The organism is Chelatococcus asaccharovorans (genome assembly GCF_003201475.1).
GTDB lineage: Bacteria > Pseudomonadota > Alphaproteobacteria > Rhizobiales > Beijerinckiaceae > Chelatococcus > Chelatococcus asaccharovorans.
Window position 1 is genome coordinate 285,859 of the sequence record NZ_QJJK01000010.1, and the last position, 25,677, is coordinate 311,535.

27 protein-coding genes and 1 pseudogene are annotated in these 25,677 nt (G+C 65.8%); 7 read left to right on the plus strand and 21 right to left on the minus strand.

Annotated elements, in window-relative coordinates; translation table 11 throughout:
* A complete protein-coding gene (locus tag C7450_RS23575; protein ID WP_110376905.1) occupies positions 1–1,077 on the plus strand; it encodes an NAD/NADP-dependent octopine/nopaline dehydrogenase family protein in 1,077 nt (358 codons plus the stop codon).
* Here the strand turns inward: C7450_RS23575 and C7450_RS23580 are convergent.
* The gene (locus C7450_RS23580; RefSeq protein ID WP_110376949.1) at positions 1,067–2,254 is read right to left on the minus strand and encodes a citrate/2-methylcitrate synthase; all 1,188 of its coding nucleotides are present in this window, start codon (positions 2,252–2,254) and stop codon (positions 1,067–1,069) included. The genes C7450_RS23575 and C7450_RS23580 overlap by 11 nt on opposite strands.
* A 162-nt stretch (positions 2,255–2,416) precedes the next feature.
* Here C7450_RS23580 and C7450_RS23585 point away from each other — a divergent pair, with 162 nt between their 5' ends.
* Positions 2,417–3,736, plus strand: coding sequence for an LLM class flavin-dependent oxidoreductase (locus tag C7450_RS23585; protein ID WP_210206516.1), 1,320 nt, complete (start codon positions 2,417–2,419; stop codon positions 3,734–3,736).
* Positions 3,733–4,245 (plus strand): flavin reductase family protein, encoded by a 513-nt coding sequence (locus tag C7450_RS23590; protein WP_210206517.1) that lies wholly within the window; start codon positions 3,733–3,735, stop codon positions 4,243–4,245. Before C7450_RS23585 ends, C7450_RS23590 begins: the two co-directional genes overlap by 4 nt.
* A 7-nt stretch (positions 4,246–4,252) precedes the next feature.
* On the opposite strand, the gene C7450_RS23595 is transcribed toward C7450_RS23590, so the two are convergent.
* From C7450_RS23595 to C7450_RS23615, 5 genes are read right to left on the minus strand one after another with little or no spacing between them, the layout of a single operon-like run.
* Complete coding sequence (locus tag C7450_RS23595) at positions 4,253–5,179, minus strand: branched-chain amino acid transaminase (protein ID WP_110376907.1); 927 nt, start codon at positions 5,177–5,179, stop codon at positions 4,253–4,255.
* On the minus strand, positions 5,179–6,183 hold the full coding sequence (locus C7450_RS23600; protein WP_110376908.1) for an ABC transporter ATP-binding protein: 1,005 nt from the start codon (positions 6,181–6,183) through the stop codon (positions 5,179–5,181). The genes C7450_RS23595 and C7450_RS23600 overlap by 1 nt, the downstream gene beginning before the upstream one ends.
* Positions 6,180–7,016 (minus strand): ABC transporter permease, encoded by an 837-nt coding sequence (locus tag C7450_RS23605; protein ID WP_170147391.1) that lies wholly within the window; start codon positions 7,014–7,016, stop codon positions 6,180–6,182. The genes C7450_RS23600 and C7450_RS23605 overlap by 4 nt, the downstream gene beginning before the upstream one ends.
* Before the next feature lie 7 nt (positions 7,017–7,023).
* Positions 7,024–7,968, minus strand: a complete 945-nt coding sequence (locus tag C7450_RS23610) for an ABC transporter permease (protein ID WP_110376910.1) — start codon at positions 7,966–7,968, stop codon at positions 7,024–7,026.
* Positions 7,965–9,146 (minus strand): trans-sulfuration enzyme family protein, encoded by a 1,182-nt coding sequence (locus tag C7450_RS23615; RefSeq protein WP_110376911.1) that lies wholly within the window; start codon positions 9,144–9,146, stop codon positions 7,965–7,967. Before C7450_RS23615 ends, C7450_RS23610 begins: the two co-directional genes overlap by 4 nt.
* Positions 9,147–9,281: 135 nt before the next feature.
* On the opposite strand from C7450_RS23615, the gene C7450_RS23620 reads away from it, so the two are divergent.
* Positions 9,282–10,052 carry an IclR family transcriptional regulator gene (locus tag C7450_RS23620; RefSeq protein WP_110376912.1) on the plus strand — a complete coding sequence of 257 codons (771 nt, stop codon included), beginning with the start codon at positions 9,282–9,284 and terminating at the stop codon, positions 10,050–10,052.
* Here the strand turns inward: C7450_RS23620 and C7450_RS23625 are convergent.
* From C7450_RS23625 to C7450_RS23635, 3 genes are read right to left on the minus strand one after another with little or no spacing between them, the layout of a single operon-like run.
* Positions 10,028–11,563: an amidase gene (locus C7450_RS23625; protein ID WP_170147392.1), complete on the minus strand. Its 1,536-nt coding sequence runs from the start codon at positions 11,561–11,563 to the stop codon at positions 10,028–10,030. The two genes, C7450_RS23620 and C7450_RS23625, sit on opposite strands and share 25 nt — an antisense overlap.
* A 4-nt stretch (positions 11,564–11,567) precedes the next feature.
* Positions 11,568–12,359, minus strand: coding sequence for a creatininase family protein (locus C7450_RS23630; RefSeq protein ID WP_110376914.1), 792 nt, complete (start codon positions 12,357–12,359; stop codon positions 11,568–11,570).
* Between the two features lie 33 nt (positions 12,360–12,392).
* A complete protein-coding gene (locus C7450_RS23635; protein WP_110376915.1) occupies positions 12,393–13,715 on the minus strand; it encodes an LLM class flavin-dependent oxidoreductase in 1,323 nt (440 codons plus the stop codon).
* A gap of 143 nt (positions 13,716–13,858) precedes the next feature.
* Here C7450_RS23635 and C7450_RS23640 point away from each other — a divergent pair, with 143 nt between their 5' ends.
* Entirely contained in the window at positions 13,859–14,755 is an 897-nt protein-coding gene (locus tag C7450_RS23640; RefSeq protein WP_110376916.1) for a LysR substrate-binding domain-containing protein, read from the plus strand.
* Positions 14,756–14,791: 36 nt separating this feature from the next.
* Here C7450_RS23640 and C7450_RS23645 read toward each other — a convergent pair.
* From C7450_RS23645 to C7450_RS23690, 11 genes and pseudogenes are all read right to left on the minus strand, one after another.
* Positions 14,792–14,953: pseudogene (locus C7450_RS23645) on the minus strand (IS3 family transposase); the annotation flags it as partial.
* Complete coding sequence (locus C7450_RS23650) at positions 14,944–15,279, minus strand: hypothetical protein (protein WP_110376917.1); 336 nt, start codon at positions 15,277–15,279, stop codon at positions 14,944–14,946. The gene C7450_RS23650 and the pseudogene C7450_RS23645, both read right to left, overlap by 10 nt.
* Before the next feature lie 301 nt (positions 15,280–15,580).
* On the minus strand, positions 15,581–15,712 hold the full coding sequence (locus tag C7450_RS34920; RefSeq protein ID WP_281064283.1) for a hypothetical protein: 132 nt from the start codon (positions 15,710–15,712) through the stop codon (positions 15,581–15,583).
* Between the two features lie 43 nt (positions 15,713–15,755).
* The gene (locus tag C7450_RS23655; RefSeq protein ID WP_245450073.1) at positions 15,756–16,460 is read right to left on the minus strand and encodes an ABC transporter ATP-binding protein; all 705 of its coding nucleotides are present in this window, start codon (positions 16,458–16,460) and stop codon (positions 15,756–15,758) included.
* A complete protein-coding gene (locus tag C7450_RS23660) occupies positions 16,450–17,199 on the minus strand; it encodes an ABC transporter ATP-binding protein (RefSeq protein WP_110376918.1) in 750 nt (249 codons plus the stop codon). Before C7450_RS23660 ends, C7450_RS23655 begins: the two co-directional genes overlap by 11 nt.
* Positions 17,183–18,124 carry a branched-chain amino acid ABC transporter permease gene (locus C7450_RS23665; protein ID WP_110376919.1) on the minus strand — a complete coding sequence of 314 codons (942 nt, stop codon included), beginning with the start codon at positions 18,122–18,124 and terminating at the stop codon, positions 17,183–17,185. The genes C7450_RS23660 and C7450_RS23665 overlap by 17 nt, the downstream gene beginning before the upstream one ends.
* Positions 18,121–19,011, minus strand: coding sequence for a branched-chain amino acid ABC transporter permease (locus C7450_RS23670; protein ID WP_210206521.1), 891 nt, complete (start codon positions 19,009–19,011; stop codon positions 18,121–18,123). The genes C7450_RS23665 and C7450_RS23670 overlap by 4 nt, the downstream gene beginning before the upstream one ends.
* A gap of 2 nt (positions 19,012–19,013) precedes the next feature.
* A complete protein-coding gene (locus tag C7450_RS23675; protein ID WP_110376921.1) occupies positions 19,014–20,177 on the minus strand; it encodes an ABC transporter substrate-binding protein in 1,164 nt (387 codons plus the stop codon).
* Positions 20,178–20,284: 107 nt separating this feature from the next.
* Positions 20,285–21,928, minus strand: coding sequence for an FAD-dependent oxidoreductase (locus C7450_RS23680; RefSeq protein ID WP_210206518.1), 1,644 nt, complete (start codon positions 21,926–21,928; stop codon positions 20,285–20,287).
* A gap of 102 nt (positions 21,929–22,030) precedes the next feature.
* Entirely contained in the window at positions 22,031–22,453 is a 423-nt protein-coding gene (locus tag C7450_RS23685; protein ID WP_110376922.1) for a nuclear transport factor 2 family protein, read from the minus strand.
* 20 nt (positions 22,454–22,473) lie between these two features.
* Positions 22,474–23,217, minus strand: a complete 744-nt coding sequence (locus C7450_RS23690) for a VOC family protein (RefSeq protein WP_110376923.1) — start codon at positions 23,215–23,217, stop codon at positions 22,474–22,476.
* Between C7450_RS23690 and C7450_RS23695 the strand changes: the two genes are divergently transcribed.
* Positions 23,216–24,124 carry a LysR substrate-binding domain-containing protein gene (locus C7450_RS23695; RefSeq protein ID WP_110376924.1) on the plus strand — a complete coding sequence of 303 codons (909 nt, stop codon included), beginning with the start codon at positions 23,216–23,218 and terminating at the stop codon, positions 24,122–24,124. The two genes, C7450_RS23690 and C7450_RS23695, sit on opposite strands and share 2 nt — an antisense overlap.
* An 82-nt stretch (positions 24,125–24,206) precedes the next feature.
* Here the strand turns inward: C7450_RS23695 and C7450_RS23700 are convergent, their stop codons facing one another.
* On the minus strand, positions 24,207–24,965 hold the full coding sequence (locus tag C7450_RS23700) for a TetR/AcrR family transcriptional regulator (RefSeq protein ID WP_110376925.1): 759 nt from the start codon (positions 24,963–24,965) through the stop codon (positions 24,207–24,209).
* Positions 24,966–25,356: 391 nt separating this feature from the next.
* On the opposite strand from C7450_RS23700, the gene C7450_RS23705 reads away from it, so the two are divergent.
* On the plus strand, positions 25,357–25,677 hold a 321-nt coding region (locus C7450_RS23705; protein ID WP_170147393.1), incomplete at its 3' end, for a leucine zipper domain-containing protein.

Consider the following 25,677-nt stretch of genomic DNA (forward strand, 5'->3'; position numbering starts at 1 on the left):
ATGCGCGTACTGGTGATCGGGTCAGGTTCGGGTGCCATGGCCTCGGCTGTGGAACTGTCGCTGGCGGGCCATGAGGTGCGGCTGGTCGGGCGATCCGAGGCGACGATGGCCCCGCTGCGCGCCAACGGAATCGGCTATAAGGGCGTGCTGGGCAAAGGGCGGACCGGCGCCGTGGTGATCGACACCGCCATGGCGCCGCATGCCGGCTGGGCCGAGGCCGCCGTCGTTTCGCTGCCCACATTCGCTCATTCCGGCATTGCGCGCGCCATGGCGCAGGCGGGTTGGAACGCGGCGCGCCCCGTGGTGCTGAACCCCGGCCATACCGGCGGCGCGCTGGAATTCGCGACGGCTTTCAAGGCGCAGGTGGGTGTCGCGCCCTGCGTGGCCGAATTCGCCACGCTGGCCTATGTCGCGCGCAAGTACCTGCCCGATGAAGTGACAGTGACCGGCCGGGCCAAATCCCTGCGCGCTGCCGCGCTGCCGGGCGGCGATGAGGCTCTGCACACGGCACTGGCTCTTTTTCCCGGCAGCCATGACGCGGGCGATGTTCTGGCGACGGGTCTCGCCAATGTGAACATGGTGCTTCACCCGCCCGGCAGCGTGATGGCGGCCGCTTGGGTCGAGGCGCGGCAGGGCGATTTCACCTTTTACGTCGATGCGATGACGCCAGGGGTGGCCCGGGTGATGGCGAAGCTGGACGGTGAACGTCGCCGCGTGGCCGCGGCCTTTGGCCATGATCTGCCCCCGCTGGTAGCGGAGATGCAGCGGATCGGAACCGCATCGGCCAATGCAGATGCCACCGACCTGCGCGCGGCCATTTCGGGTGGCGAGGCCAATGCCCGCATTCGCGCGCCCGACGCCCTGACCCACCGGTACTATACTGAGGATTTCGGCTTTGGTCTGGTGCCGTTCGTCGCGCTAGCCGAGGTCGCGCGGGTTAGCGTTCCCACGGCCGCGGCGCTGCTGGCGCTGGGTCAGACGATGCAGCCGGGCGTGGGCGGTGCGGGGCGCGATGCGGCGGCGATGGGCATCGCGGGACTGAACCGCGCGGATCTGCTGCGGCACGTCAGGCGGTAGAACCGGTCTCCGGCGGCGGCTCGCCAGAGTAACGAGCACGGGGGCGGATCAGGTTCTGGTCGCCATTCTGTTCCAGCACATGTGCGATCCACCCTGTCAGCCGCCCGCACAGGAACAGGATCTGCGCCGCCTCATCCGGCAGACCCAGCGCATGTCGCATCGCGACCAGTGCAAAGGTGAAAGCCGGCCGCTTGCCCAGCACCGCCTCCATCGTGTGCAGCAGGGCATCGCGCAGTGGATCGGCCGGTAGCCCGGCCAACAGCAGCAACGCCCGCGGGTCACCCAGTTCGTGCATCTGCAGGCCAAAGCGCGGCAACCGGTCGCCCCGCGCCAGCCTGTCGATGATTGCGCGCTCGGGATGGCTAGAGGCGGATGCCTCGGCGAACAGCTGTTCAATCATGCCAATCTCACCGCCGTGCCGCGGCCCGCCAAAGGCGGCCAGCCCGCCCGAGATGCAGGCGCTGAGGCTGGCCCCGGTCGAGGCGATGACCCGCGTGCAGAACGTGGCGGGCGACAGTTCGTGATCGGCCGCCAGCACCAGCGCCCTGCGCAGCAAATCGGCCTGTTCCGGCGGCACGTCCCAGGCGCGGGCCAGTTGCAGGTGGATCGGCGCGGTGTCGGCCGGGCAGCCGATCAGCAGCGCGGTGGCCCCGCGCAGCATGTCGATGGCCGTGCCGATCAGGCTGTGGGCTTCGCGCTGCCAGATGGGCACCGAGGGGCCAAGACGCGGCAGGTCATGGCGAAGCCGTTCTTCGATCGTGGCACCCGGATACACCGCCCGGTCGGGCGGTCCGATCAACGGCGGAGGACGGTCGAACAACCGCACGTCACATTGCCACAGCAGCGCCGCCGCCTGTTCCAGCGTTGCCCGCTGCGCCAGTTCCACCGCATCCTGCCCTCGGTACACCAGGCGGCCGTTCTCGACCTGGCTGATCGCACTGGTCAGCGCGGGAAAACCCAGGTTCAGCGCCGAGGCCGCCACATCCACCGGTTTGCGCCCGATCTCTTTGCGGCGGTTCAGCTCGGTGATGTCGCGCAGGCTGTATAGCCGGCGCCGGTTGCCGCCGGGGTTGTGGCGCGACCGGATCTGGCCGCGGCTGACATAAGCATAAAGCGTGTCATGCTTGACCCCCAGCAGTGCTACGGCCTCATCGGCATCGATGAATTCATCGACCATGGCCACCCATTCCATACCTTGATCATGTTTATCAAGATTGACTGGATACCAGGGCACACGCAAGCTCTGTCCATCCAAACTGCGCAGGCGAGCAACCGCCGCCCGCAACAGACATTGGACGTACCCGCAACTGGAGGTTGAAAGATGCCGGATCACCGGAGCATGAAACTCGGGCTGTCGATGCGCGGGCTGGGCTATCACCCCAGCGCCTGGCTTGATCCGCGCGTTCCGGCCGACGGGGCGATCAGCCTGCCCTTTTACCGTGACCTGGTGGCTACTGCCGAGCGCGGCCTGCTGGACGTCTGTTTTCTGGCTGACCAAAACGCGATCACCGTCAGCGACACGCCCAAGGGCGCCTTTGGCCGCACCCCCGTGGGCGCCGAGTTCGAGCCGCTGACCCTGCTGTCGGCGCTAAGCACCTGTTCGTCGCATGTGGGTCTGGTGGCCACGGCCTCGACCACCTTCCACCAACCCTATCAGCTGGCGCGTGTCTTCGGCTCGCTTGACCATCTGAGCGGCGGGCGGGCGGGGTGGAATGTGGTCACCTCCTCGCGCGATGACGAGGCGCAGAATTTCAGTGAAGACCGGATCCTGGCCAAGGAGCTGCGCTATGAACGCGCGCGCGAAGCGCTGGAGGTCTGCTTTGGCCTGTGGAACAGCTGGGATGCCGATGCTTTTGTGCATGACCGCAGCCGGGGGGTCTTTGTCGAACCGGCAGGGATGCACCGTTTGGACCACAAGGGCCAGTTCTTCAAGGTGCGGGGGCCGCTGAACCAGCCCCCCACCCCGCAGGGTCGCCCAGTGATCTTTCAGGCCGGCGCGTCCGAAGGCGGCATGGATTTCGCCGCAGCCTTTGCCGAAGTCGTCTATTCAGTGCAGCACAGGCTGGCGGATGCGCAGGCCTTCTATGCCGCGATGAAGAGCCGGATCGCCGAACATGGGCGCAACCCCGCTGCAGTGATGATCCTGCCCGGCATCCTGCCGGTGCTGGGCGGTACCGAGGCCGAGGCACAAGCCAAGTACCGCGACATGCAGGACCAGATCGACGATATCGTCGGGCTGGAAAAGCTGTACCGGTTCTTTGGTGACCTGTCGGGCCATGATCTGAATGGCCCGGTTCCTGACCTGCGTCAGGACATCGCCGTGGTCAGTCGTGGCGAGATGATGGTTCGGATCGCGCGCGACAATGGGTGGAGCATCCGAGAGCTGTTCCGGCGCACGTCGATCGGAAATTCGCACAATGTGGTGGTCGGCACACCCGAACAGGTAGCCGATGCAATGGAGGCCTGGTTCACGCAGGGCGCTGCGGACGGATTCAACCTGTTGCCAGCCAAGTCTCCGGTGGATGTGGCTGATTTCGTGGATCAAGTGGTACCGGTCCTGCGGCGCCGGGGCCTGACGCGCAGCGCCTATGCCGCGGATACGCTCCGCGGGAACCTTGGCCTTCCGGCCACCCCCGTCGGCCGGCTGGCCGGGGCATGACCGGCCCGGCGACGCCGCAGATGCCGGGCGACACCTTTCGGCTGGGCATGCGGCGGCTGGCGGGCGCGGTCTGCCTGGTCACCGCCAGCGAGAACGGGCAGGATGCCGGACTCGTCGCCACAGCGGTCAGCTCGGTCAGCGCCGAGCCGCCCACCCTGCTGGTCTGCGTGAACCGCAGCGCCTCGGCCTGGCCGGTGATCGAACGGTCGGGGGTGTTCTGCGTCAGCGTCCTGGGCCATGCGGCGCTGCCTCTGGTCGGGCAGTTCAGCGCGCCAGACCGCCGGGACGAACGGTTCAGTACCGGCAGCTGGCAGCGCCTTGGCGGCGGCACTCCCGCGCCCGAGGGCGCACTGGCGGTATTCGACTGCGCGGTGGCGCAGATCGTCCCGTGGCATTCGCATTCCATCATCCTGGGCGCGGTGCGCGGGGTGACGCTCACGGAGAGCGCGGATGCCCCGCTGCTGTACATGGACCGCGGTTTTCACCGGCTGGCCGCACTGCCCGCCTGACCCGTGGTCAGCCGGCCACCGGCGTCAGCCAATGCACATAATCCGGCAGCCGGCCCGACACGCAGTCGTCATACAGCGCTTGCAGGCGGCGGGTCAGCGGGCCGGGGATGCCGTCGCCGACCGCATAGCCGTCGATCTCGGCCACCGGCAGGATCTCGTGCCCCGTGCCGCACAGGAACAGTTCGTCGCAGATATACACCTCGCTGCGGCCCACGGGGCGTTCCTGCACCCTGACCCCCAGCCGGTCGCGTGCCAGCCGCATGACCGTGTCGCGGGTGATGCTTTCCAGAATGTCCTCGGTCACCGGCGGGGTGATCAGCACACCTTCTCGCACCATGAACACGCAAGAGCTGGGGCTTTCGGCGACATTTCCCTGCTGGTTCAGCATGATGGGCACGTCATGCCCGCGCAGCTGCGCCTCGACCTGCGCCAACCGCGAATTGTGGTAGTTGGCCGAGGCCTTGATGCGCGAAGGCGCCGCATTGTCGGGGCTGCGCCGCCAGCTGCTGATGCCGCTGCGGATGCCAGTCGCGGCGCCGGCCCGGCGCGGGTTTGGCAGCGCAAAGACGAACAGGCCCGAGGCGATGTCTTCGGGCCGCCAGCCATAGCCAAGCCCCTCGCCGAAATAGGCGGTGGCGCGCAGATGGATGGTCTGGTCAAACCCGTTGGCCCGAACCAGATCGCACATCGCGCGGGTCAGCTGGTCGTCCGACCACGCAATCGGCAGACGCATGAAGCGCGCCGACTGGCGGAGCCGCAGCAGATGTTCGGGCACGCGGAACAGGTTCAGCCGGCCTGACGCATCGGGGTAGCCGCGCAGCCCCTCGAACACGCTACCGCCGCGCAGGACCGCTTCGGAGGTCACATGCAGCCGGGCATCCGCCCAGGCAAGCATTTCGCCGTCCATCCAGATAAATTCAGCCTTGGTCGCCATCAGATCCTGCTTTCCTGTGCCGCTAGCCAACAGCGCGCTGCACGGCCGGGCGTGTGGGTTTCGAGGGGCGGCGGCGTCTGGCAGACATCGTGTGCCTGCGCGCAGCGGTTGCGGAACGCGCAGCCGGGCGGCAGGCGAGCCATGTCGGGCACCATGCCGGGGATCGCCTGCAACGGGGTCTTGGGCGCCATACCGGCCGCCGGCACCGAGGCCAGCAGGCCCCGGGTATAGGGATGCGCGGGCGCCTGCAGCACGCGTTCGCAGGGGCCGCTTTCCACCAGCTGGCCCGCATACATGACCGCCACCCGGTGGGCGATGCGCGACACCACGCCCAGATCATGCGAGATGAAGATCATCGCCATCCCGATCCGCCGATTCAGCTGGGACAGAAGGTCTATGATCTGCGCCTGTATGGTCACGTCCAGCGCGGTCGTGGGTTCGTCGGCGATGATAATCTCGGGGTCGCAGGCCAGCGCCATGGCGATCACCACCCTCTGGCGCTGCCCCCCAGAAAGCTGGTGCGGATATTGACGCAGGCGCAGATCGGGATCGGGGATGCCCACCAGCACGAGCAGTTCGCGGATCCGCGCAGCCAGCGCGGCCGGTGACAGGTTCAGATGCTGCCGCAGAACCTCGGCAATCTGGTCGCCGATCCGATACAGCGGGTCCAGCGAGCTCATCGGATCCTGAAAGATCATGGCGATGCGCCGGCCGCGGATGGATTCCCATTCCCGTTCGGGCAATTGCAACAGGTTGCGCCCGCCGAAATCGACTCGTCCCCCGACCCGGGCCGTGCGCGCTAGAAGCCCGATCAGCGCCAGCGCGGTGGCCGACTTGCCGCAACCGGATTCGCCCACCAGCGCCAGAACCTCGCCCCGGTGCAGATCGAACGACACCCCCCGCACCGCCGGCGCCGTGCCGCCGTCGCGGCGGGCAAAGCCGACGGCCAGGTCGGCGACCGACAGAATGGCCGGCGCCGGGGTCTGCTTAGCCACCGCCGTCATCGCCGGGCCTCCGGGTTGATGTAATCCTGCACCCAGTCGCCCAGCACGTTGACCGCCATGATGACCAGAAAGATCGTCAGCGCTGGAAACAGTATTGGCCAAGGGTTGTTGTAGATATAAGGCTTCAGGCTGCCCACCATCTGGCCCCACGAGGTGGTCGGCGGAGGTGATCCCAGACCTAGAAAGCTTAGGCTCGCCTCCAGCAGCAACGCCGAGGATACGGTCAGCGTGAACTTGACCACGATGATCGGCATGATGTTGGGTAGGATATCGCTGAAGATGATGCGCGTGCCGCTGGCCCCCATTGCACGCGCGGCCGTCACATAATCAGCATGCCGGGCGGACTGGACCATGGCGCTGACCATCTTGATAAACTGGGGCGTGTAGATGACGCCGATGGTCACCGTCAGCACCATGGGGTCTGGCGCCACCAGCGACATGACCAGAATGGCGAAGAAAATGTCCGGCAGTGCGATGAAGATATCGGCGGTGCTGGTCACCGCCGCCTCCAGCCGCCCACCCACATACGAGACCACCAGCCCGATCAGCGACCCGGCCACCGCGGCCAGCAGCGTCGCCCCCACCGCCACCAGAACTGAGGTGCGCGACGCGACGATTAGCCGGCTGAGAATGTCGCGCCCCAGTTCGTCTGTGCCAAACCAGTGGGCAGGACCCGGCGAGGTCAGGATCGCAGTATAATCATAGCCGGTCACAGAATATGGCGCGATCCGTTCGCCCAAAGCCGCGAAAAGTAAGGCAATCGTCAAGACCGGCAACGCGAACCACAGGCGCCAGTCGGCCTGACCCAGAATCTTGGCGATGATCTTGCGCACAAAGGTGTCAGACATCGCGGCGCCTCGGGTTGATCACGCCCATCAGCACATCCATTGTCAGACTGATGAAGGAAAAGACCAGAAAGATGATGAACAGGCTGGCCTGGATCGCGGGATAGTCGCGTGCATAGCAGGCCTCAATCAGATAGGAGCTGAGGCCAGGCCAGTTGAACAGGCTTTCGATCACCACCATGCCGCCCAGCATCGAGCCGATGCGCATGCCCACCACGCTGATCACCGGGATCATCGCATTGGGTAGGGCGTGGCGATAGACGGCGCGCCGCTCGGACACACCCTTGGCGCGCACAGTGCGCACGTAATCCCGGTTCAACGTTTCGGCCAGACTGGCCCGGGTCACACGCTGTACCACCCCGGCAAAGCCCAGACCCAGCGTCAGCGACGGCAGGATCATCGCGCGCAGGTTAGCCGCGGGATCCTGCAGAAAGGGAGTGTAGCCCGATGACGGCAGCCAACCCAAGGTGATGCTGAACAGGATGATCAGGATCAGACCCTTGACGAAGGTGGGCGCCGAAAGCCCCACCAGTGCCACGACCGATGCGGTATGGCCAATGAGGCTGTCGGGGCGTCGCGCCGCGACCACCCCCAAGGGAATGCCGATGCACAGGCTGACCAGAATGCCACCCGCCATCAGCTCCAGCGACCGGGGTAACCGCTTGACCAACTCCTCGGCAACCGGCCGCCCCGTGGCGATGGAATTGCCAAAGTCGAACTGCACAAGCCCGCCCAGCCAGTGCAGGTATTGCACCGGAACCGGTACATCCATGCCCAGCCGCGCGGCCATCTGGGCCACCACCTCGGGCGTCGCGGCGCTTTCGCCCAGCCGCATCAGCACCGGATCGCCCGGCAGGATACGGATGGCAAAGAACACCAGACTGGAGGAGACCAGCACCGTCAGCAGCGCCACGATGATGCGCCGGATATAATAGTTCATGGCGCGGCCGCTTTCGCCAATGCGGCGTCCAAATAGCCGAAAACCCGGTCGAGATCGTCGCGCAGGTCGCGCGGATCTTCCAGCCCGATGCTGAGCCTGATGTATGTGGCCCCCGGCACCGGCGGCCAGTTTCGGATGTCGTCCACTGTCATCGGTACCATCAGGCTATGCGCCCCGCCCCAGGAGGCGCCGATGGCGAAGAACCGCGCCTGTTCGATGGCCGCATCCAGTACAGCGACCGAGGGCTCCTCGAGCTGGACTGTGAAGGTGGCGCTGTGGCCCGAGGCTTCGCGCGCCCAGATCGCCGAACCATCGCAGTCGGTAAAGGCCGGGTGCAGCACCCGCCGCACCGAGGCAAAGCTGCGCAGATGCCCCGCCAGCTCCAGCGCCACCCGCCCGGCGTGCGCCAACCGCACCCCCATGGAGGCCAACCCGCGCAACGCCAGACTGCAATCATCGGGCGACACGTTGATGCCCAGCGTGGTGCGCGCCTCTTTCAGCCTCAAGTATAGGTCGCGGTCGTTCACGGCGACCGAGCCCATCAGGATGTCGGAATGTCCGCCGGCATATTTGGTGAGCGCCTGCATGGCGATATCGACGCCCAACTCCAGCGGCCGCAGCAACAGCGGCGTGGCCCAGGTGTTGTCGCAGCCGGTCAGGATGCCATGCGCCCGCGCCAGAGCCGCAATGGCGCGCAGATCCTGAACCTCCATCGTCGTTGATCCGGGTGATTCCATCCAGATCAGCCGCACATCCGCGCCCAGAAGCCCGGGCAGGTCGGAGGCATCAGGGCGATAGATGGAATGCGCGATCCCCAGACCGGCCAGCATCGTGGCGCAGAATTTCCGCACAGGCGGATAGACGCTATCGGGGATCAGCACCCGGTCGCCCTGGCGCAGCACGGCCAGCATCACCAGACTGATCGCCGACATGCCCGAAGGCATCAGCGTGCAATGCGCCGCCCCTTCCAGCGCGGCGATCTGGGCCTCGAGCACTCGGGCAGTGGGGGTGCCGTTCAGGCCATAGGAATAGCCGTCAGGGCCACGCTGCTTGCGGTCGCGATAGTCCTGCGCCGATGCAAAGACGATGGTCGAGGCGCGATGCACACCCGGGACCAGGGCGGCGAACCCCTCATGCGAGACGGCCGGCTGGTGTACGCATCGTGTGAGGTTTCTCATGGGTCGGTCCCGGCGCTCTGAATTGTAACTATTATCGTTACACTGTTGCGATACTGATAGGAACTGCTATTCTTGTTGTCAACTAGGGGCGATCGTGGGCATGCACGGTCGGTGACCGATGGAAGAAGGGTTATTATGGCGGGCAGTCAGTCGCTGGAACGGGGGCTCGAGATACTCGAGATCCTTGACAAATCCTCCACGCCGCTGGGCGTGCGGGAAATCGCGCGCCGTCTTGAGATCAGCGCAACCATCGTGCAGCGACTGGTGAACTCGCTGTCTTCGCTGCAATACGTGGTGCAGGATCCCGAGACCAAGCGCTATTCCATCGGCTACCGGGTACTCGGCCTGGGCTGGACGCTGATGCAGAAGGACCCGTTGATCGCCGCCGCCCAGCCGCATCTGGAACGTTTGGCGAGCTCGCATTTGTTAAACGGCTATCTGGGGCGGCTGCACGGCAACCGGGCGATCTATCTGCTTTCGTTGCAAAGCGAGGGACCCATCGCCATCCGCAGTGTGCCGGGCAGCCTGACCTGGCTACACAGCACGGCCATGGGTAAGGTGCTGCTGGCCGGTCTTCACCCCGACGAGGCGCGCCGCCTGCTGGAAAGCGAGCCGCTGCCCCAGATCACCCCCAGCACGGTCACCAATGTCGACACGCTGCTGGCGCAGGTGAAACAGATCCAGCTGACGGGCGTAGCGGTGGCTAACGGCGAAAACATCGCGGGCGTGATCTCAGTGGGCGCGCCGGTGCGCGACAACTCGGGCCGCACGATGGCGGCGATGAGCGCCGCCTATGCCGCCTGGTCCTCGCCTGAACTTTCTGTGGACAGGGTTTCGGCGCTGGTGGCCGAAAGTGCCGCGCAGGTGTCGCGCACGCTGGGCTATCGGCCGGTAATCGCGGGCTGATCGGGACGCGGCCGGCGCGGCATCGCCGCCTCGATGGCGGCGCCCGCTGCCAACAACGCCTCATCGGCGCCGTGTCTGCCAACCAGTTGCAGCCCGATGGGCAAGCCCGCCGTATCGAACCCGGCCCGGATGGTCAGCGCCGGATGGCCGGTCAGGTTCGCCACCTGCAGGAACGAGGATGGCCGCAGCGGATCGGCCAGCGCGTCGATCCCGGCCAGCAGCGGCGCGGTTGTGGCGGTGGCCGGCGTCAGCAACAGGTCGCAGCCCCGCGTCGCCGCACGGAATCGCGTGACCAGCATTGGCGCCGCGGCCAGTATCCGCGCATAGTCCTGTGCCTGAAGAAGGGCGGCCGGAGCCACGCGCCAGCGGAACACGTCGGAATGGTCGGCATACCTCGCCCGCAGCGACGGTCCGTGCACCTGCCACGCCCCCCAGGCCGTCAGCAGCGACACGACCGCCCGGAAACATGCCATGTGCGGTAGAAGCACCCCGCGCAACCGCGCGCCCATGGACTGCACCAGCTGCCCCATCTGGTCCATCGCGGCGCGGATGCAGGGGGCGACCTGCGCCTCAGCATCCAGCCAGCTATAGGGAATGCCGATGGTCAGCCCGGCTAGGTCGCGATCCGCGGCAGCCGCCGGCGCCCCGACCATCACGCCAAAGCCCTGCGCACAATCGGCGACGCTTCGCGCCAGTGGCCCCACATGGTCCAGCGGGGGTGCCAGGGGAACGACGCCCGCCGTGCTGATACGGTCGCGCGTCGGTTTCAGTGACACCACGCCACAATGCGCTGCGGGGATACGCAGCGACCCGCCCGTATCGCTGCCCACCGCCAGATGCCCCAGCCCGGCCGCCAGCGCAACGGCCGCGCCGCTGGACGAGCCTCCGGCATAGCGCTGCCTGTCCCACGGGTTGCGTGGCTGGGGAAAGGGCACGTCATCAGTCGGCCCGCCAAAGGCGAATTCGTGCGTCGCACTCTTGCCCGTCAACACCGCGCCTGCTGCCAGCAGGGCCGCAACCACCGGCGCATCGCGTGTCGCCACGACATCCAGCCGCAGGCGCGACTGACAGGTGGTGCGCACCGCGGCCACGTCGATGATATCCTTGAGGTTGAAGGGCACGCCGTCCAGCGGCCCTCGCGGGGCGCCGTCCCGATAGCACAACTCGGCCGTCCGTGCCGCCGCCAGTGCCAGCGGACGGGTGACGGTCACATGGCTGTGCAGCGTATCGTCCAACCGTTCGATCCGGTCCAGCAGCCCGGCCGTATGGTCCACCGGCGAAAGGTCGCGCCGGGTAAAGGCCGCAGTCAGGCCGGTGATGCTGTCTAGCGGCCCCTCGGGTGGCAAGCTGAAATCCGGCGCGCCGACGCCTGTGTCCGGCGGAGGCAGCTCGGGGCTACGGTCCAGTTCCGCCAGCCACCGCTGCATGATCTGCCAGCGGCGGACCAGTTGGTCGATCTCGGCATCCTCCAGCCGGCCGAAAAGCGCATTGAAGATGTCCTGCGGCTGCATGTACCTAGCCCTCGCAATCTGCCGGTAGCGATTGCAGATGGCGCACCACACGCGCCGTTGCCGACACGATGTAGTCAGCAAACATACGACCCGCCTCCGCATTGGCCAGCGAGGGATCTCCGCCCACCACCAGATCACAGTGATCGGCGATCCGCACGGGCGCATTCAGCGTGATTTCGTCGAGCCGCAGCCCGGTCAGCCCGGCCGTAGGCAGGCCCATCAGGCTGCGGCGCAGGGGCTCGGGCCGCGCCAGTTCGCGCCGGGTCAGACTGGGCAGCAGGTGTTCATAGACCGAACCGATGGGATCGCTGCCATGGCCGAAGGCGCGCGGCGCATCAGCCCCATGCGCCGCCTGCCGCACCGATTGCGGCACCAGCGGCCAGATGTTCAGCCAGGGAATGATCACCCCCCGTTCGTTGCGCAGGTCGCGAAGTACCAGATCGATCAGTGCAGTGTTACCGGTGTGGCCGTTGAAGACCAGTAGCCGCCGCAGCCCATGGTTCAGGAACGACAGCAGCATGTCGCGCAGCACCGCACGAAAGGTGTCGGGCGCCAGTTGCACCGACCCCGGCACCGTCTGGAAGCAATCGGCAAAGCCGAAAGGCAGTACCGGCGCCACCAACGCCCCGGTCTCCTCAGCCACGCGCCGGGCCAGCAATCGGGCCAGCATGAAATCGCCCATCGGGTTGCTGGGCCCCTGGGTTTCCTGGCTACCTAGCGGGATCAGGATCACCGGATCCTGGGCCGCCCGTTCCTGAAACTCCGGGTGGGTCATTTCCTCGATCAGATGCTTCATGTCGCCCGGCCCCCTGCCAACCTCGTGGTACGTTCAAGCATGGCGGCTGGCGGGGCGCGGCACGCCCAGATTCTCGCGCAGCGTCGCCCCTTCATAGACCGTCCGGTAAACGCCCCTGTCCTGCAGTTCAGGAACCACAAGATCGACGAAATCCTCGATCCCGCCGGGCAAGGTGGCCGGGATGATGTTGAACCCGTCGGCGCCCCGGCCATCAACCCATTCCTGCATGGCATCGGCCACCTGTCCGGGGGTCCCGATCACCGTGCGGTGCCCCCGGCCCATCGAGGCGGCCAGATACAGGTCGCGGATGGTCCAGTTGTTGCGGGCCGCCATGTCCAGCAGCACCTTGGCGCGGCTGCGATGCTGAGGGTCGTTGGGCACCGGCACGGGGCCGTCTATGGGATAGGCCGACAGATCGCCCATCGGGCCATAGACATGCGCCAGCCCGACCAGCGGGTGGATCAGGGCCTGCAACTCTTCGTATTTGTTCCGCGCCTCGGCCTCGGTCGGGGCGACGATGGCCAGCAGCCCGGGCAGGATTTTCAGCGCATCCTCGTCGCGGCCATGCCGGGCCAGCTTTGACTTGACCGAACGGTAATAGGCCTGCGCATCGCCCAGATCGGTATGGGCCACAAAGCAGACATCGGCACTGGCGGCGGCGATCTCCTGACCGGCTTCCGAGCTTCCGGCCTGCACCAGCACCGGATAGCCCTGTACCGGCCGTTCTACCGTCAGCGGTCCGCGCACCTGGAAATGCGGCCCCGCATGGTTCAGCACATGCAGCCCATCCGGCCGGAAGAACAGGCCCTCGGCCTTGTCACGGACAAAGGCGTCCTGATCCCAGGAATCCCACAGGCCCTTGGTCACCTCCACGAATTCAGCCGCGCGGTCATAACGTTCATCATAGTCGAAATGCCGGTCGCGATTGAAATTCCAGGCCTCTTCCTCGGACCATGAGGTGACGATGTTCCACCCGGCCCGCCCGCCGCTGATATGGTCGATCGAGGCAAATTTCCGAGCGATGTGGAACGGTTCATTGTAGCTGGTCGAGGCAGTCGCGACCAGACCGATGTGGCTGGTCACCATGGCCAGCGCTGCCAGCATGGTGAGCGGCTCCAGTTCGACATTGCGGTCCGACCGCGCTAAGGATCCGGGCGGATTGTCGCGCTGCCGCAGGCCCAGACCGTCCGCCAGAAACACCATGTCGAACAGCCCCCGTTCGGCGGTTTGCGCGATATGGGCAAAATGCGCGATCCGCATCGCTCCGTCGGCCGGAACCGCCGGATGGCGCCAACCACCGGCGTGATAGCCCAGTTGCCGCATGGACAGGCCCAACTTGATCTGACGTTTCGACATTCGTGGCACTCCTTGCTGATGGGGGTGAGCGTCTGAACCGCTTGCGGCCATCATCCTGGTTTCCCTTATCTCAGCGCCCCGTCCGTGCATTGACAAACGACGGCTCGTCGCTTCAGGTGAATGAAATTCAACCGAGTCCGGCCATGCTCCCGCCCCTTCCCACGCTGCGCATCTTTGAGGCCGCCGCCCGGCGGCAGAGCTTTCTGCTGGCCGCCGGAGAGCTGCATCTGACACCCGGCGCGGTCAGCAAGCAGATCCGCCAGCTGGAGCTGCATCTCGGCCAGCCGCTGTTCGAACGGCTGCACCGCCAGGTGCGGCTGACCCCCGCGGGCCACGCTTATGGGCTGGCGATAGGCCGCATCTTTGACGATCTTCGGACGGCCACTGCGCAGGCCTCGGCGGCACCGGCGCCCGATACTCTGGTCCTGTGGTGCGCGCCGTGGTTCCTGAAGGCATGGCTGCTGCCACGCCTGGACGGTTTCCGCAGCCTGTATCCTGGCGTGCAGCTGGACATCCGCACCGGCGACAGCAGCGACACCATCGACCCACAGGCGGTGATCGCAATCCGGCTGGGGCTGGGCACATGGCCTCGCATGCGTCATGAGCTCCTGGTCGCGCAGGAAATTGCGGCCGTCTGTACCCCTGGCTATCTGCGGCGCAAGGGTCTGATCCCGCCGCTGCGATTCGGGGATATCGTGGTGCTGGATAGCGCGAACACGCCGCATCACCTTGACCTTTGGAAACAGGCGGCCGGGCTGGAGCGCGAGACGCCGCGCGAACGCATCCTGTTCCAGAGCAACGAGACCGCCTTTGCCGCCGCGCTGTCGGATCATGGTCTGGCGCTGGTCAATCCACATTTTGTGGCGAAGCAACTGGCGGAAGGCAGACTGATCTGCCCATGGCGAGCGGTCACAAAGACCGACCGCAATTACTGGCTAACTTGGGCCAAGGGCTTCGATCTGCCACCCGTAGCCCGGACATTTCGGAAGTGGTTGCTCCGAGAGTTTCGCGGGCAGAAAATGGAAGTTAGCCTTCCCTGACTGGACTGATCCCGGTTTCGTGGACAAGGCCAAGCCTCAAGCCGAAGCGCGTTCGAATGCCTCGGGACCGATGCCGCCGAGATGGCTGTGGCGGCGGGTTTAAGTGTGGAACGTCTCGATATAATCGAAGACATCGGCGCGCACCAAGGCGCGGGTCTTGTAGATGCGTTGCTGGATGCGCTCCTTATTCAGGCTGCTGAGGCGGCCGGTTCATGATCCCGCGCCTCTCGTGTCCAGGCCGGTTCCGCCGGCGTGAAGCCGACCAACTCTGACGCGGTCGCGAGCACGTCAGTAAAGCTGCCGCCGTCGAGATGGAGGATCAGCGAGAACACGTCGCCCTTGGCGTCCGACAGCGGATCGAACCGGCCGTTGCCGTCATGGATCACGATGACGATGTCATCGCCGCGCCGGTGCTTCACCACCCGGCGCGTGCTCTCCCTTACATCGACCGCGAAGCCGGCCTTCTCCAGCACGGCAGCGCAGGACACCTGGACCTTCAGATAATCGACCTCGCTTGTCTCCATTTCGCTCTTCCCGAACGATCCCCGTCCGGCCTTTCCTCTATCTTGCCTCCCCCCGCGGTTCGCGGGACCGCTACCCACGGCCGCGAAGAGCCAAGCCCGCAAGGGCGCGGGTCGGCTACTGGCGAATTCATCAGCAAGGTCGCGGGCGATCCGGCCCGCGGCGCAGCCTCCCTTGCGGGCGCCGGCTCGCAAGCGGCATCCACCATGGCGGTAAGCCGGTTCAATGAACCGGCCGGCCGCCCGAGAAGGGATCGTATTCGAAAAGCACGGTCCCTGTCGCACCGCGTCCGGCGCGGCGCCGTTATGCACTGCCGCCCCGCCACAGCTCCGCGTCGACGATGGCCTGCACGATCGTGACTTGTGTGACGCCGACCCATCCAAGAAGGCCTTCGATCTCCTCCGGCAGTTTCTCGGATTGGCCTCTTCGATCCATCACCGTCGCGACGATAGCAGCCAGACCAATGACATGCGAAGCATCAGACGCCGAGATAAGTTTCGAGCGTCCGCGTGTCGGCGTCGAAGGCGGCTGCGTCACCTTCCCATGCGACGCGGCCTTTCGACAGCACCACGAAGCGATCGGCGAAGCTGCGCAGCGCGCGGAGATTCCGATCGACGATAAGGATCGAAAGGCCTCCTTTCTTAAGTCGCGCGAGCACCGCCCAGATCTGCTGGCGGATCACGGGAGCCAACCCTTCCGTGGCTTCGTCGAGCAGGAGCAGGCGCGGATTCGTCATCAGGGCGCGCCCGATCGCGAGCATCTGTTGTTCACCGCCCGAAAGCGCCCCGCCGGCGTGATCCGCGCGCTCGCGCAGCCGCGGAAAGAGATCGTAGATTCCCTCCAGTGTCCAGGCGCCGCGAACCGCGCTGGCGGCGAGGTTTTCGCGAACCGTCAAACCTCCGCAGATCAGCCGCCCTTCCGGAACGAGGCCGAGGCCGCAGCGCGCGATCTGGTATGGCTTCAACCCGGCGATCGAACGGCCGTCGATCCTGATCTCGCCCGAGGTCAGCTTGACGCCTCCCGTGATGGCGCGGCCCAGCGTCGTCTTGCCCATGCCGTTGCGGCCGAGCAGCGCGACGACTTCGCCGCGGCGCACCGCGAGCGAGAGGTCGAACAGGATGGTGCCGCGGCCATAGCCTGCGCTGACGCGATCGACCTCTAGGATCGGAGCCTCAATCGCCATCGTCGTCTCCGAAATAGGCCTGCCTCACCCCGGCATTGCTCCGGATGTCCGCAGGGCTGCCCGTCGCGATCAGGCGCCCCTCCGCGAGGACCGAGATCCGATCGGCCAAGGCGAAGACCGCGTCCATGTCGTGTTCGACGAGCAGAATCGTGTACCGTCCCCGCAAGCTCCTGAGCAGCTCGATCATTTTGGCCGTCTCTTCGCCACCGAGGCCCGCCATCGGCTCGTCGAGCAGCATCACCTTCGGCGACGCGGCGAGCGCCAGGGCGAGTTCGAGCTGGCGATGCTCGCCATGCGACATGCTCGCCGTGGGGACCAGGTTGCGGCCGGTGAGACCGACCAGATCCAGAAGCCGGCGCGCTTCATCCCGCAAACACGAAAAGCCGGCCATGCGGCCAAGCCGATAGCAATGGCCCTGCCGCGCGAGCAGCGCCAGGACGAGGCTCTTCTCGGCGGTGAAGCTATCGAAAAGCGTCGAAATCTGGAATGTCCGTGCGAGGCCGCGGCGAGCGCGGCGATGACTCGGCAGGCGGGTAATGATCTCGCCTGCGAGCAGGACGTCGCCGGCCGTCGGGCTCAGCGTGCCGGACAAGAGATTGACGAGGCTTGTCTTTCCGGCACCGTTGGGGCCGATCAAGGCATGCGTCTCGCCCTCTTCCAAGGTCAGATCGACATCGCGCGTCACGACGAGCCCGCCGAAACTCTTGCGCAAGGCCCGCGTCTCAAGAATGGCTGTCATCCCCACCGAGCCTCCGGGCAAGGACGTTCCAGAACCCATCCTTCATCAGCATGACGCGCGCCACCAGCAGCGCGCCGAGCCCAGCCATCCAGTGCGGCGTAATATGCGAGAGCTGCTCCTGGAGCAGCACGAACAGCGCTGCGCCGAGGACAGGCCCGAGCAGGCTGCCGCTCCCGCCGAGAATGACCATCATCAACAGCTCGCCGCTCAAATACCAGCCGGAGAGCGCGGGCGTGAGATAAAGCGTATTATTCGTGTAGAGGATGCCCGCGAGGCCGACGATCACGGCGGAGAACACGAAGCCGGACAGGCGATAGCCATAGGGGTCGAGCCCCATCGCCGAAAGGCGCTGAGCATTGTCCCGGCAGGCCTCGATCGCCGCGCCGAACGGCGTCGCCCTGATCCAGGCGATCAGCCCGATCACGCCGAGAAGCAGGACCAGAACCAGAAGATAGAGGTTGCGGGGATCCGACAGATCGAGCAGCGGCAGCGTGTTTCGCTGCGGGACGGAAAACCCTTCGTCGCCGCCCAGGCCTCTCTGGCTCTGCAGGAAGAAAAACAGCATCTGCGTGAAGGCCAGGGTGATCATGATGAAGTAGAGCCCGCCCGTGCGCAGAGCCAGCATCCCCGCCGCCAGTGCCAGCAGGGCCACGCCCAGCAGGACGATCGGCCAAACCAGGAGCGCCGATTCCAGCCCCGCCATCGTCAGCAAGGCGGTGAGATAGGCGCCGCTGGCGAGGAAGATCGTGTGGCCCAAACTGAGCTGGCCGACATAGGCCAGGAAAAAATCGATTCCGAGCGCGGCCATGCCGAAGATCAGCATCCGCGTCGCCAGCTGGACGATGTAGGAATCGCCGATGAAGGGCAGGGCGAAGGCGGTCGCGGCGAGGAGGACGAAGGCAGGCCACCGCAGGTCGCGCGTCATGTCGCGCTCCTGACCAAGCCCGTCGGCCGAATGACCAGTACCACTGCCATCAACACATAGATCACCATGTTCGAGAGTGCCGAGCCGGCATTCAGCCCGATGAGCTGCGGAAGCAGGATGCGGCCGAACGTATCGACCACCCCCACGATCAGCGCGGCGATCAGGGCGCCGCGCAGCGATCCCACCCCGCCGATGATCATCACGACCAGCGTCAGGATCAGGATCGGATCGCCCATGCCGCTCTGAACGGGCATGATCGGCGCGGTCATCAATCCCGCCACGCCGGCGAGACAGGCGCCGATACCGAAGACCATCGTGGCGATCGCGCGAATATTGACGCCCATCGCCTCCATGACTTCGCGTCGCTCGGCGCCGCCGCGCATCTGCATGCCGAGGCGTGTCCGCGACAAGATCAGCCAGAGCCCCAGGCCGGCGGCGATCGCCAGTGCCGAGACGGCGAGCCGATAGACCGGGTATGGCACGCCGGGCAGAATTTCGACCTGTCCGCTCAGCAGGGGCGGGATCGACAGATAGAGCGGCTCGCGGCCCCAGACCATCACCGCGATCTCGTTGAAGACGAGCACCAGGCCGAAGCTGGCGAGGAGCTGGTCCAGATGGCCGCGCGCATAGAGCGGGCGGAATATCGCCAGTTCCAAAAGCATGGCGAGGACGGAAATCCCCGCCAAAGCGACGATGAAGGCCAGCAGATAGGAATCGGTGGCCGCAAAGACCGCGACAGCGACATAGGCTGCCAGCATGAACATCGACCCGTGAGCGAGGTTGATGAGCCGCATGATTCCGAAGACCAAAGTCACTCCTGCCGCCATCAGGAACAACATCAGTCCTTGCTGCAATCCGTTAATCAGTTGCTCGACCAGCAGGGCGATGGTCATTTCAGCGGGCAGTCCTGATGATAGCTGTCGGAGGCCTTCTCCGCGGCGATACCGATCAGCTTGACGTAAGGCTTTCCATCCGCGCCCGCGACGACCTGCTGAACATAGACGTTCTGGATCGGCATATGGTTGTTGTTGAACGCGAACGGCCCACGGACGGAGTCGAACCGGGCCTCGCGAAGCGCCTGGCGAAACGCATCCGTATCGCTGATGTCGCCACCGCGCTGGCGGATCGCGCCGTCGAGAAGCATCACGGCGTCATAATGCGCCTGAGCGTAGCTGGCCGGAACGCGGCCGTATTTCGCCTTGAAGGCTGCGACGAAACGCTTGTTCGCGGGGTTGTCGAGCTCGGGATTCCAGGTTGCCGTGCTGACGATTCCCAACCCCGACGCGCCCAGGGCCGGCAGGGTCAGCGGATCCGTCAGGGCGTCGAGCGAGTAGAGCGGTATCTGCGTATTGAGACCGGCCTGGGTGAACTGCTTGACGAAGGACACCGCCGGGCCGCCGACATAGAACACAAACAAGGCATCGGGTTTCTTGGGCCGCAGCTGCGCGAATTCGGCGGCGAAATCGAGCTGCGTGAACGGCGTCAGCACCTCGCTGACGATCTCGCCCTTGAAGGTCCGCTTGATGCCTGCGAGGTGATCCCATCCCGCCTGATAGTCGAGGGCCATCAAGGCAAGCCTCTTGACCCCCTTCGCATTGAGATAAGCCCCCATTCCCTCGGCCCATTGGTCGTTCTGGAAATTGGTGAAGAAAGCGTTTGGATGACAACCGGCGCCGGCAAAGGGCGAAGGGCCGGCATAGGCGCCGACGACGATTTTCCCCGAGGCGAGAAGACGCTTGGAGCCCGCCATCAGCACGGCCGAATTGGCCAGGCCCATGACCAGGTCGACTTTGTCGCGCTCGACCAGCCGCGTGGCGATCTCGACCGCCTCCGCTGCGCTGCCCTTGTCATCGACGAGAACGACGCTGATATCGCGCCCCCCGATCTGCCCGCCGAGTTGCTGAAGAGCGATGTCAAAGCCGCGCTGCGCCTCATTGCCCACGGCGCCGGTGGCGCCGCTGAGTGTCGTGACGAAGCCCAGTTTAAGAGGGTCCGCAGCCTGCGCGCTGACGGTCAAAGCGAGCGCGAGGCCGATGGCTACCAGGAGTTTCACAGTTCATCCTCCCCAGGATGTCTGTCGCTGCGCCGGTTTAAATTGGGCATGCGACTTATCTGTCGAATTTACGACGATTATGTCTAAATCGTCAAGGCGCCCAATCGTCAGGCGCTGGTCTCGGATGATGCCGTCGCGCCGGTGACACGCGCGAGCATGCTCGTGGCGTCCTCGGGCAGGATGTCACCGCGCCAAGCGACGTGCTGGTCCGGTCTGATCAGGGCAAAGCGTGCGCCGTAGCGCGCCGGCAAGCGGCGATCCTCCGGTGCGACGACGGTGAGCGGGATACGCAGCGAGGCGGCCTCGGCCGCGAAATCCTCCGCCTGCGATCGCTCGCCCTCCGTCAAGAGCAAGGTGAAGCCTTGGCCGAAATGATCGTAGAGCGAGGATCCGTCCGCTAGCCAGAGATGCGGCGCGAGGCAGCCGGGGTGGGCCGAGGGCACATAGAGCACGACATGCTGTTCCGGCGGCGCGCTGCCATCCGGCACGATGATCGGCGAATCCGCGTATCGCGAGCCGAGCACGATACCGAGCGTGCGGAACTCGCGTAATTTGCCGGCCTCTATGATCTCGCTGACCTCTCGGCGCGTCGCCTCGCCGAGCGGCCCCGGATCCTCCAGCCCCGGCCTGACGAGCTGGTTGCCGACCATCCCGTGATTGATCACGGCTTCGGCGATGGTGCGCTCATGGACGTTGCGGCGCTCGGCTTCGTAGCTCGCCAGCAGTTTCCCACCGCCCCAGCCGCGCAGCACCGCCGCGAGCTTCCAGCCGAGATCGACGGCGTCGCCGATGCCCATGTTCATCCCGAACCCGCCGAAGGGCGGGTGAAGATGGCACGCGTCGCCGGCCAGGAAGACGCGTCCTTTGGCGTAACGGTCCGCCACGAGCTTGTGTGCGGCCCAGACATCCTGGCTCAGGATCTCGATGTCGAGATCGTGGAGGCCGGTGCCCCGGCGGATCAACACGGCGGGATCGACCCTCTCCGGATCGGTCTCGTCCGCGAGTTTCGTGGCCATGAAGAACCACAGACCTTCGCCATCCATCGGCCCGAGCACGCAAGGCAGATCTTGATTGACCAACCAGTACATGATCGCCCGGCCGTGCTGATGACGGCTGGCGAGCTCCGGAGCCCTGAAGATGACGTTGGAGTTCCGAGAATAGGCGCGATCCCCGAGCATCGTCGCGCCGATCGCGTCGCGCACGACGCTGCGGGCGCCGTCCGCTCCGATCAGAAAGGCGCTCCTCACTCTCTCGGTCGCGCCCGTCGATAGCACCCTGAGTTCGCCGACCACGCCATCTTCGTCCTGAACGAAACCAGCCAGTTCCAAGCCGAAGCGGACCGACACGCCGGGCAGCGAGGCGGCATGCTCGCGCAGAACCTCCTCCAGAACATATTGCGGCACCCATTGCGCCGCCTCCGAATACAGATCGTTCCGGGCCAGGTTGCCATTCAGGGCATTCTCGAAGCGCGCGAGTGGGGGGCCGGTCATGCGCGTGGCGAAGATGACGGTCGAGGGATAATCGCGCGGCATCGGCGAGACTTCGCGAAGCCGATCGGCGATGCCCCAGCGACGCAGATGCTCGCGCGTGCGGACATTGGTCGTCTTGGCGCGCGGCGCATAGCCGACGCGGTCGTTGCGTTCGACCACGAGGCAGTTGATGCCCCGCCGGCCGAGTTCGATGGCGGCGGCAAGCCCGACCGGGCCTGCACCGACGATGAGCACCTCGATATCCGTCCCGGTCGCCTGCACGGAGGGTTTCCTTCTGTCCAGCATCGTCATGAGGCCCGGCGGATGGCTGTTGTCGCGCTGCGCTGGAAGGGGATGGCGCCCCGGCGCGGAGGGATCATGGCCTCACGCCTCGCCGAAGAGCATGGCGAGACGCCGCTCGGCGAAACGCCAGGCTCCGTCCGGCTCCTTGCGGTAGCGGTCGGCATATTCGCAGATCAGGAGCGGGGCTGCCGAACCTAGCCCCGGCCCGTCATGGCGGTAGAGCGTCAGCACGAGCCAGCCACGCGCCGCGTCGGGCGAGACGGGCTCGATCAGGATATTGCTGTGGACATGGCGGGAGCGGCGCCCGCGCATCGCTGCGCGCTCGGCGCCCCAGGCCGCGATGGCGGCGCGTCCCACCTTGCAGGCTCCGACGCCATGAAGCGTCGCATCTTGCGTGAACAATTCACCGATCCGGTTCGCCTCCCCATGGTCGATCAGCCAGGCATGACGTTGAATCAGCTCTTCGATCGCCGCGCGATCCTCGGGAAGCAACTGGAGCGTCATCCCCACGCCTCCGCCGCAGCTCAGACCGGCATTCCCAAATCGGGCGGCGGACCGGCCGGCGCATAATCGCCCTTGCGCATGCCGACATGCAGCACGTCGAAATTAACTCCGGCCATATGGGCCTGGTAGACCCGCTCGGGATCGAAAAAGGTTCCGATCGGGTTGGTTTTGAAATCCGCCGAGGTCCGCATCCATTCGGTGGACCGCTCCCAGTCGCCAAAACTGTCGCATTGCAGCTCGACAAAATTCGACTCGGGATCGCGATAATACAGTGAAACGGTCAGGCCGTGGTCGAGGCAGAAGGCCGGCAGGATGCCCTCGTCGCGCAACCGGGCGTAGGACGCCATCAGATCGCCGAAGCTGCCGTATTCGAAGGCGCTGTGATGCATGCCGTTATGGCTGCGCTTGTCTGGGTCATCGCTGAGGCCGCGCGGCGACACGAAGGCGACGCGGTGATTGGCCGCGTCATTTGTGGTCCAAGCATTGCTCTCATCCTGGAAAGTCGGCGTCGCGCCGATCACACGGCCATACCAGGCGACCATCTCCGCGGGGCGGCTCGTTTTGAATGTGACGTGATGGAAGGCGGGCTTGATGATGTCCATGCGCTTCTCTCCCGGCGGCACCGTTCTCCCCGGAGGCCGGGTGCGGAGCCTGCATGCTCGATATGGGAGCGTTAGCGCAGCTGGATATGCCCGAAAAGATGACAACAATGCCGGATCGATACTGATATGATATCGCTCGATACATGGACGGGGAGCCGGCATGAAGCTTCATCACTTCGAGGAGGTCGTCGCCATTGCCGAACGCGGTAGCGTCCGGGCCGCTTCGCGCCATCTGCGCATGGCCCAGCCGGCGCTGACGCGCAGCCTCGCGCTGCTCGAACGCGAGCTGGGCGCACCGCTCTTCGAGCGCCGCGCCCGTGGCGTCGTCGCCACCCCCTTCGGTCAGGCCTTTATCGCGCGTGCGCGCTCGATCCTGTCGGAGATTCGGCGCACTCGCGAGGAGATGGAACAGCTGCGCGGTGCAGGCACCGGCACCGTGACGGTTGGCCTCTCGATCGCCGCGCATCTGGCATTGTTGCCATCCAGCTTGCGGCTCTTTCGGGCGCGCTACCCGAACATCAAGCTGCATATCATCGAGGGCTTTTACCCGACGCTCGAAACCCGGCTGCGGGACGGTTCCGTCGATTTCTACATCGGCCCCGAGGGCGGGGCGCAGGCGGTCCCGGAGCTCAGCCGCGAAGTGCTGTTCCAGAACCGCCGCGTCGTGCTCTGCCGAGCCGGGCATCCGCTGGCGGGTGCGACCTCGTTGCGCGAACTCGTCGGTCAGGACTGGGTCACGACCTCGATCACGGCGGACGAGACCGCCGAGATCGATACCCTTTTCGTCCGTCACGACTTGCCGGCCCCGCATCTGGCCGTGCGCAGTCAATCGGCGCTGACCTTGCTGACCTGCCTCGCCAACAGCGATCTGCTCGCGATGGTGCCAAGCCAATGGCAGGATTTCGAGACGGTTGGGCAGGCCATGACCACGATCGACGTGGTCGAGCAGCTCACCGCCCCGGCCCTCGTCGTGGTGCGCCGCGCCGATCTGCCACTGACGCCTGCGGCGCTGCATCTGCTCGACCTGATGCGACGAGCGAGATCGCGCCTGGCTGAGGGAGCGCCATGACGACAGAGCCGACACGCGAAGAACGGCGCCGCGCTCTGGGGCACGCGCGGTGTTCCGCGCCGGATCGGCGGCGGGACAGCGCCTATCGTTTCTGATGAACCACCGCGCTCGGCCCGCTCTCCGACGGCTCGGGGCGATCCACCGAGGCCCCGATCATCTGTGCCAGCGTCCCGAGTTCGTCCTGGATCGCATGAATGACGTCGGAAGGCCCGGCGCGGCGAGACGCTTCCGGGCGCGATATGGAGCCGACGGCCATGCCGGTGACGACGGCGGCGACGGCGGCGGCATCGCGCTGACCCTTCGGATTGAACCACCAGGCCGGCCAGTTGCACATGCCGAAAATCGTCAGCGCTGCGATCTGGGGCTCCGCCGCGCGGAACTCTCCGGATCTGATACCCGCATCGATGATGGCGGCCAGTTCCGCCAAGGCCTCGCGCTTGCCCTTGCGGTGGCGTTCGGCCAGCGAGGGCGGCAGATTGGCCTCGTCGCGCTCGAGAACGCGGAAATGCGACGGCTGGGCCAAGACCCTCATGACCAGCATATGGGCCGCCGCCTCGAGCTGGCCGCGCGGTGTCAGATCCGTCCGGCGGCGAATCTCGATCAGCAACGTGGAGGATGTCAGCGTGACCTCTTCCACCAGCGCCGCGAGAAAAGCCTCCTTCGAGCTGAAATAGTGATAGAGCGAGGTGCGGCCGATATTGGCCGTATCGGCAATGTCGCGCAGCGTCGTCCCGGCGTAGCCATTGCGGGCGAAAAGCTCCGTGGCATGGTCGAGAAGCTCACGCTCCATCAGCTCCTTGCGTGGGCCCGTCTTCTCCTTGTGGGGGCCGGTCTTGGCCATTCGCTTCTCCTTGCCGGGCGAAGGCGGCCCTGTTGTGCGGACGCCGGCATGACGCTTCGCAGCAGGGACGCTCGCATTCTCACACCGGCGACCATCCGTGCGAAACGGTGAGTCGCCGTGCTCGGAGCCAAGATTTAGACCATCGCACGGAAAAGGGGAGACCGATTTCGCGCGAGCAACGCGCTCAATTCTTCGACCGATCACCTTTCAAGGTCATCGCGCGGCGGTTCGGACGCGATCACGGTGCCGGCGCATCGGATTTGCCAGGAATGGCGCTGTTTTTCCGTCACACGCGCGACATCTAGATGTCGAAGCTATGAAGGTTGTTCATCCGGGGCCGGGATGTGAGGTTGGGGTTGCGAAGCCAACCAACCCTGACCGGAGCGCCCGGATGAACATGCATGAGAATGCGCGGATGACCGTTCACGGTCGAGTCCTTCTGGTGAATCGGATCGTGGCAGGGGGCTGGCGCGTCGCGGATGCTGCGCGAGCGGCCGGGATTTCCGAGCGCACGGCCTACAAGTGGCTGGCCCGGTTCCGGGCGGGCGGCGAGCGGATGCTTCACGACAGGAGCTCGGCGCCCGGCCGGATGCCGCATGCGACACCGGTCGCGACGATCGAGGCCGTCGAGGGACTTCGCCGGCGGCGCCTGAGTGGCCCGGCCATCGCGCGCGAGCTCGGCCTGCCTCGCTCGACCGTCGGCGCGATCCTG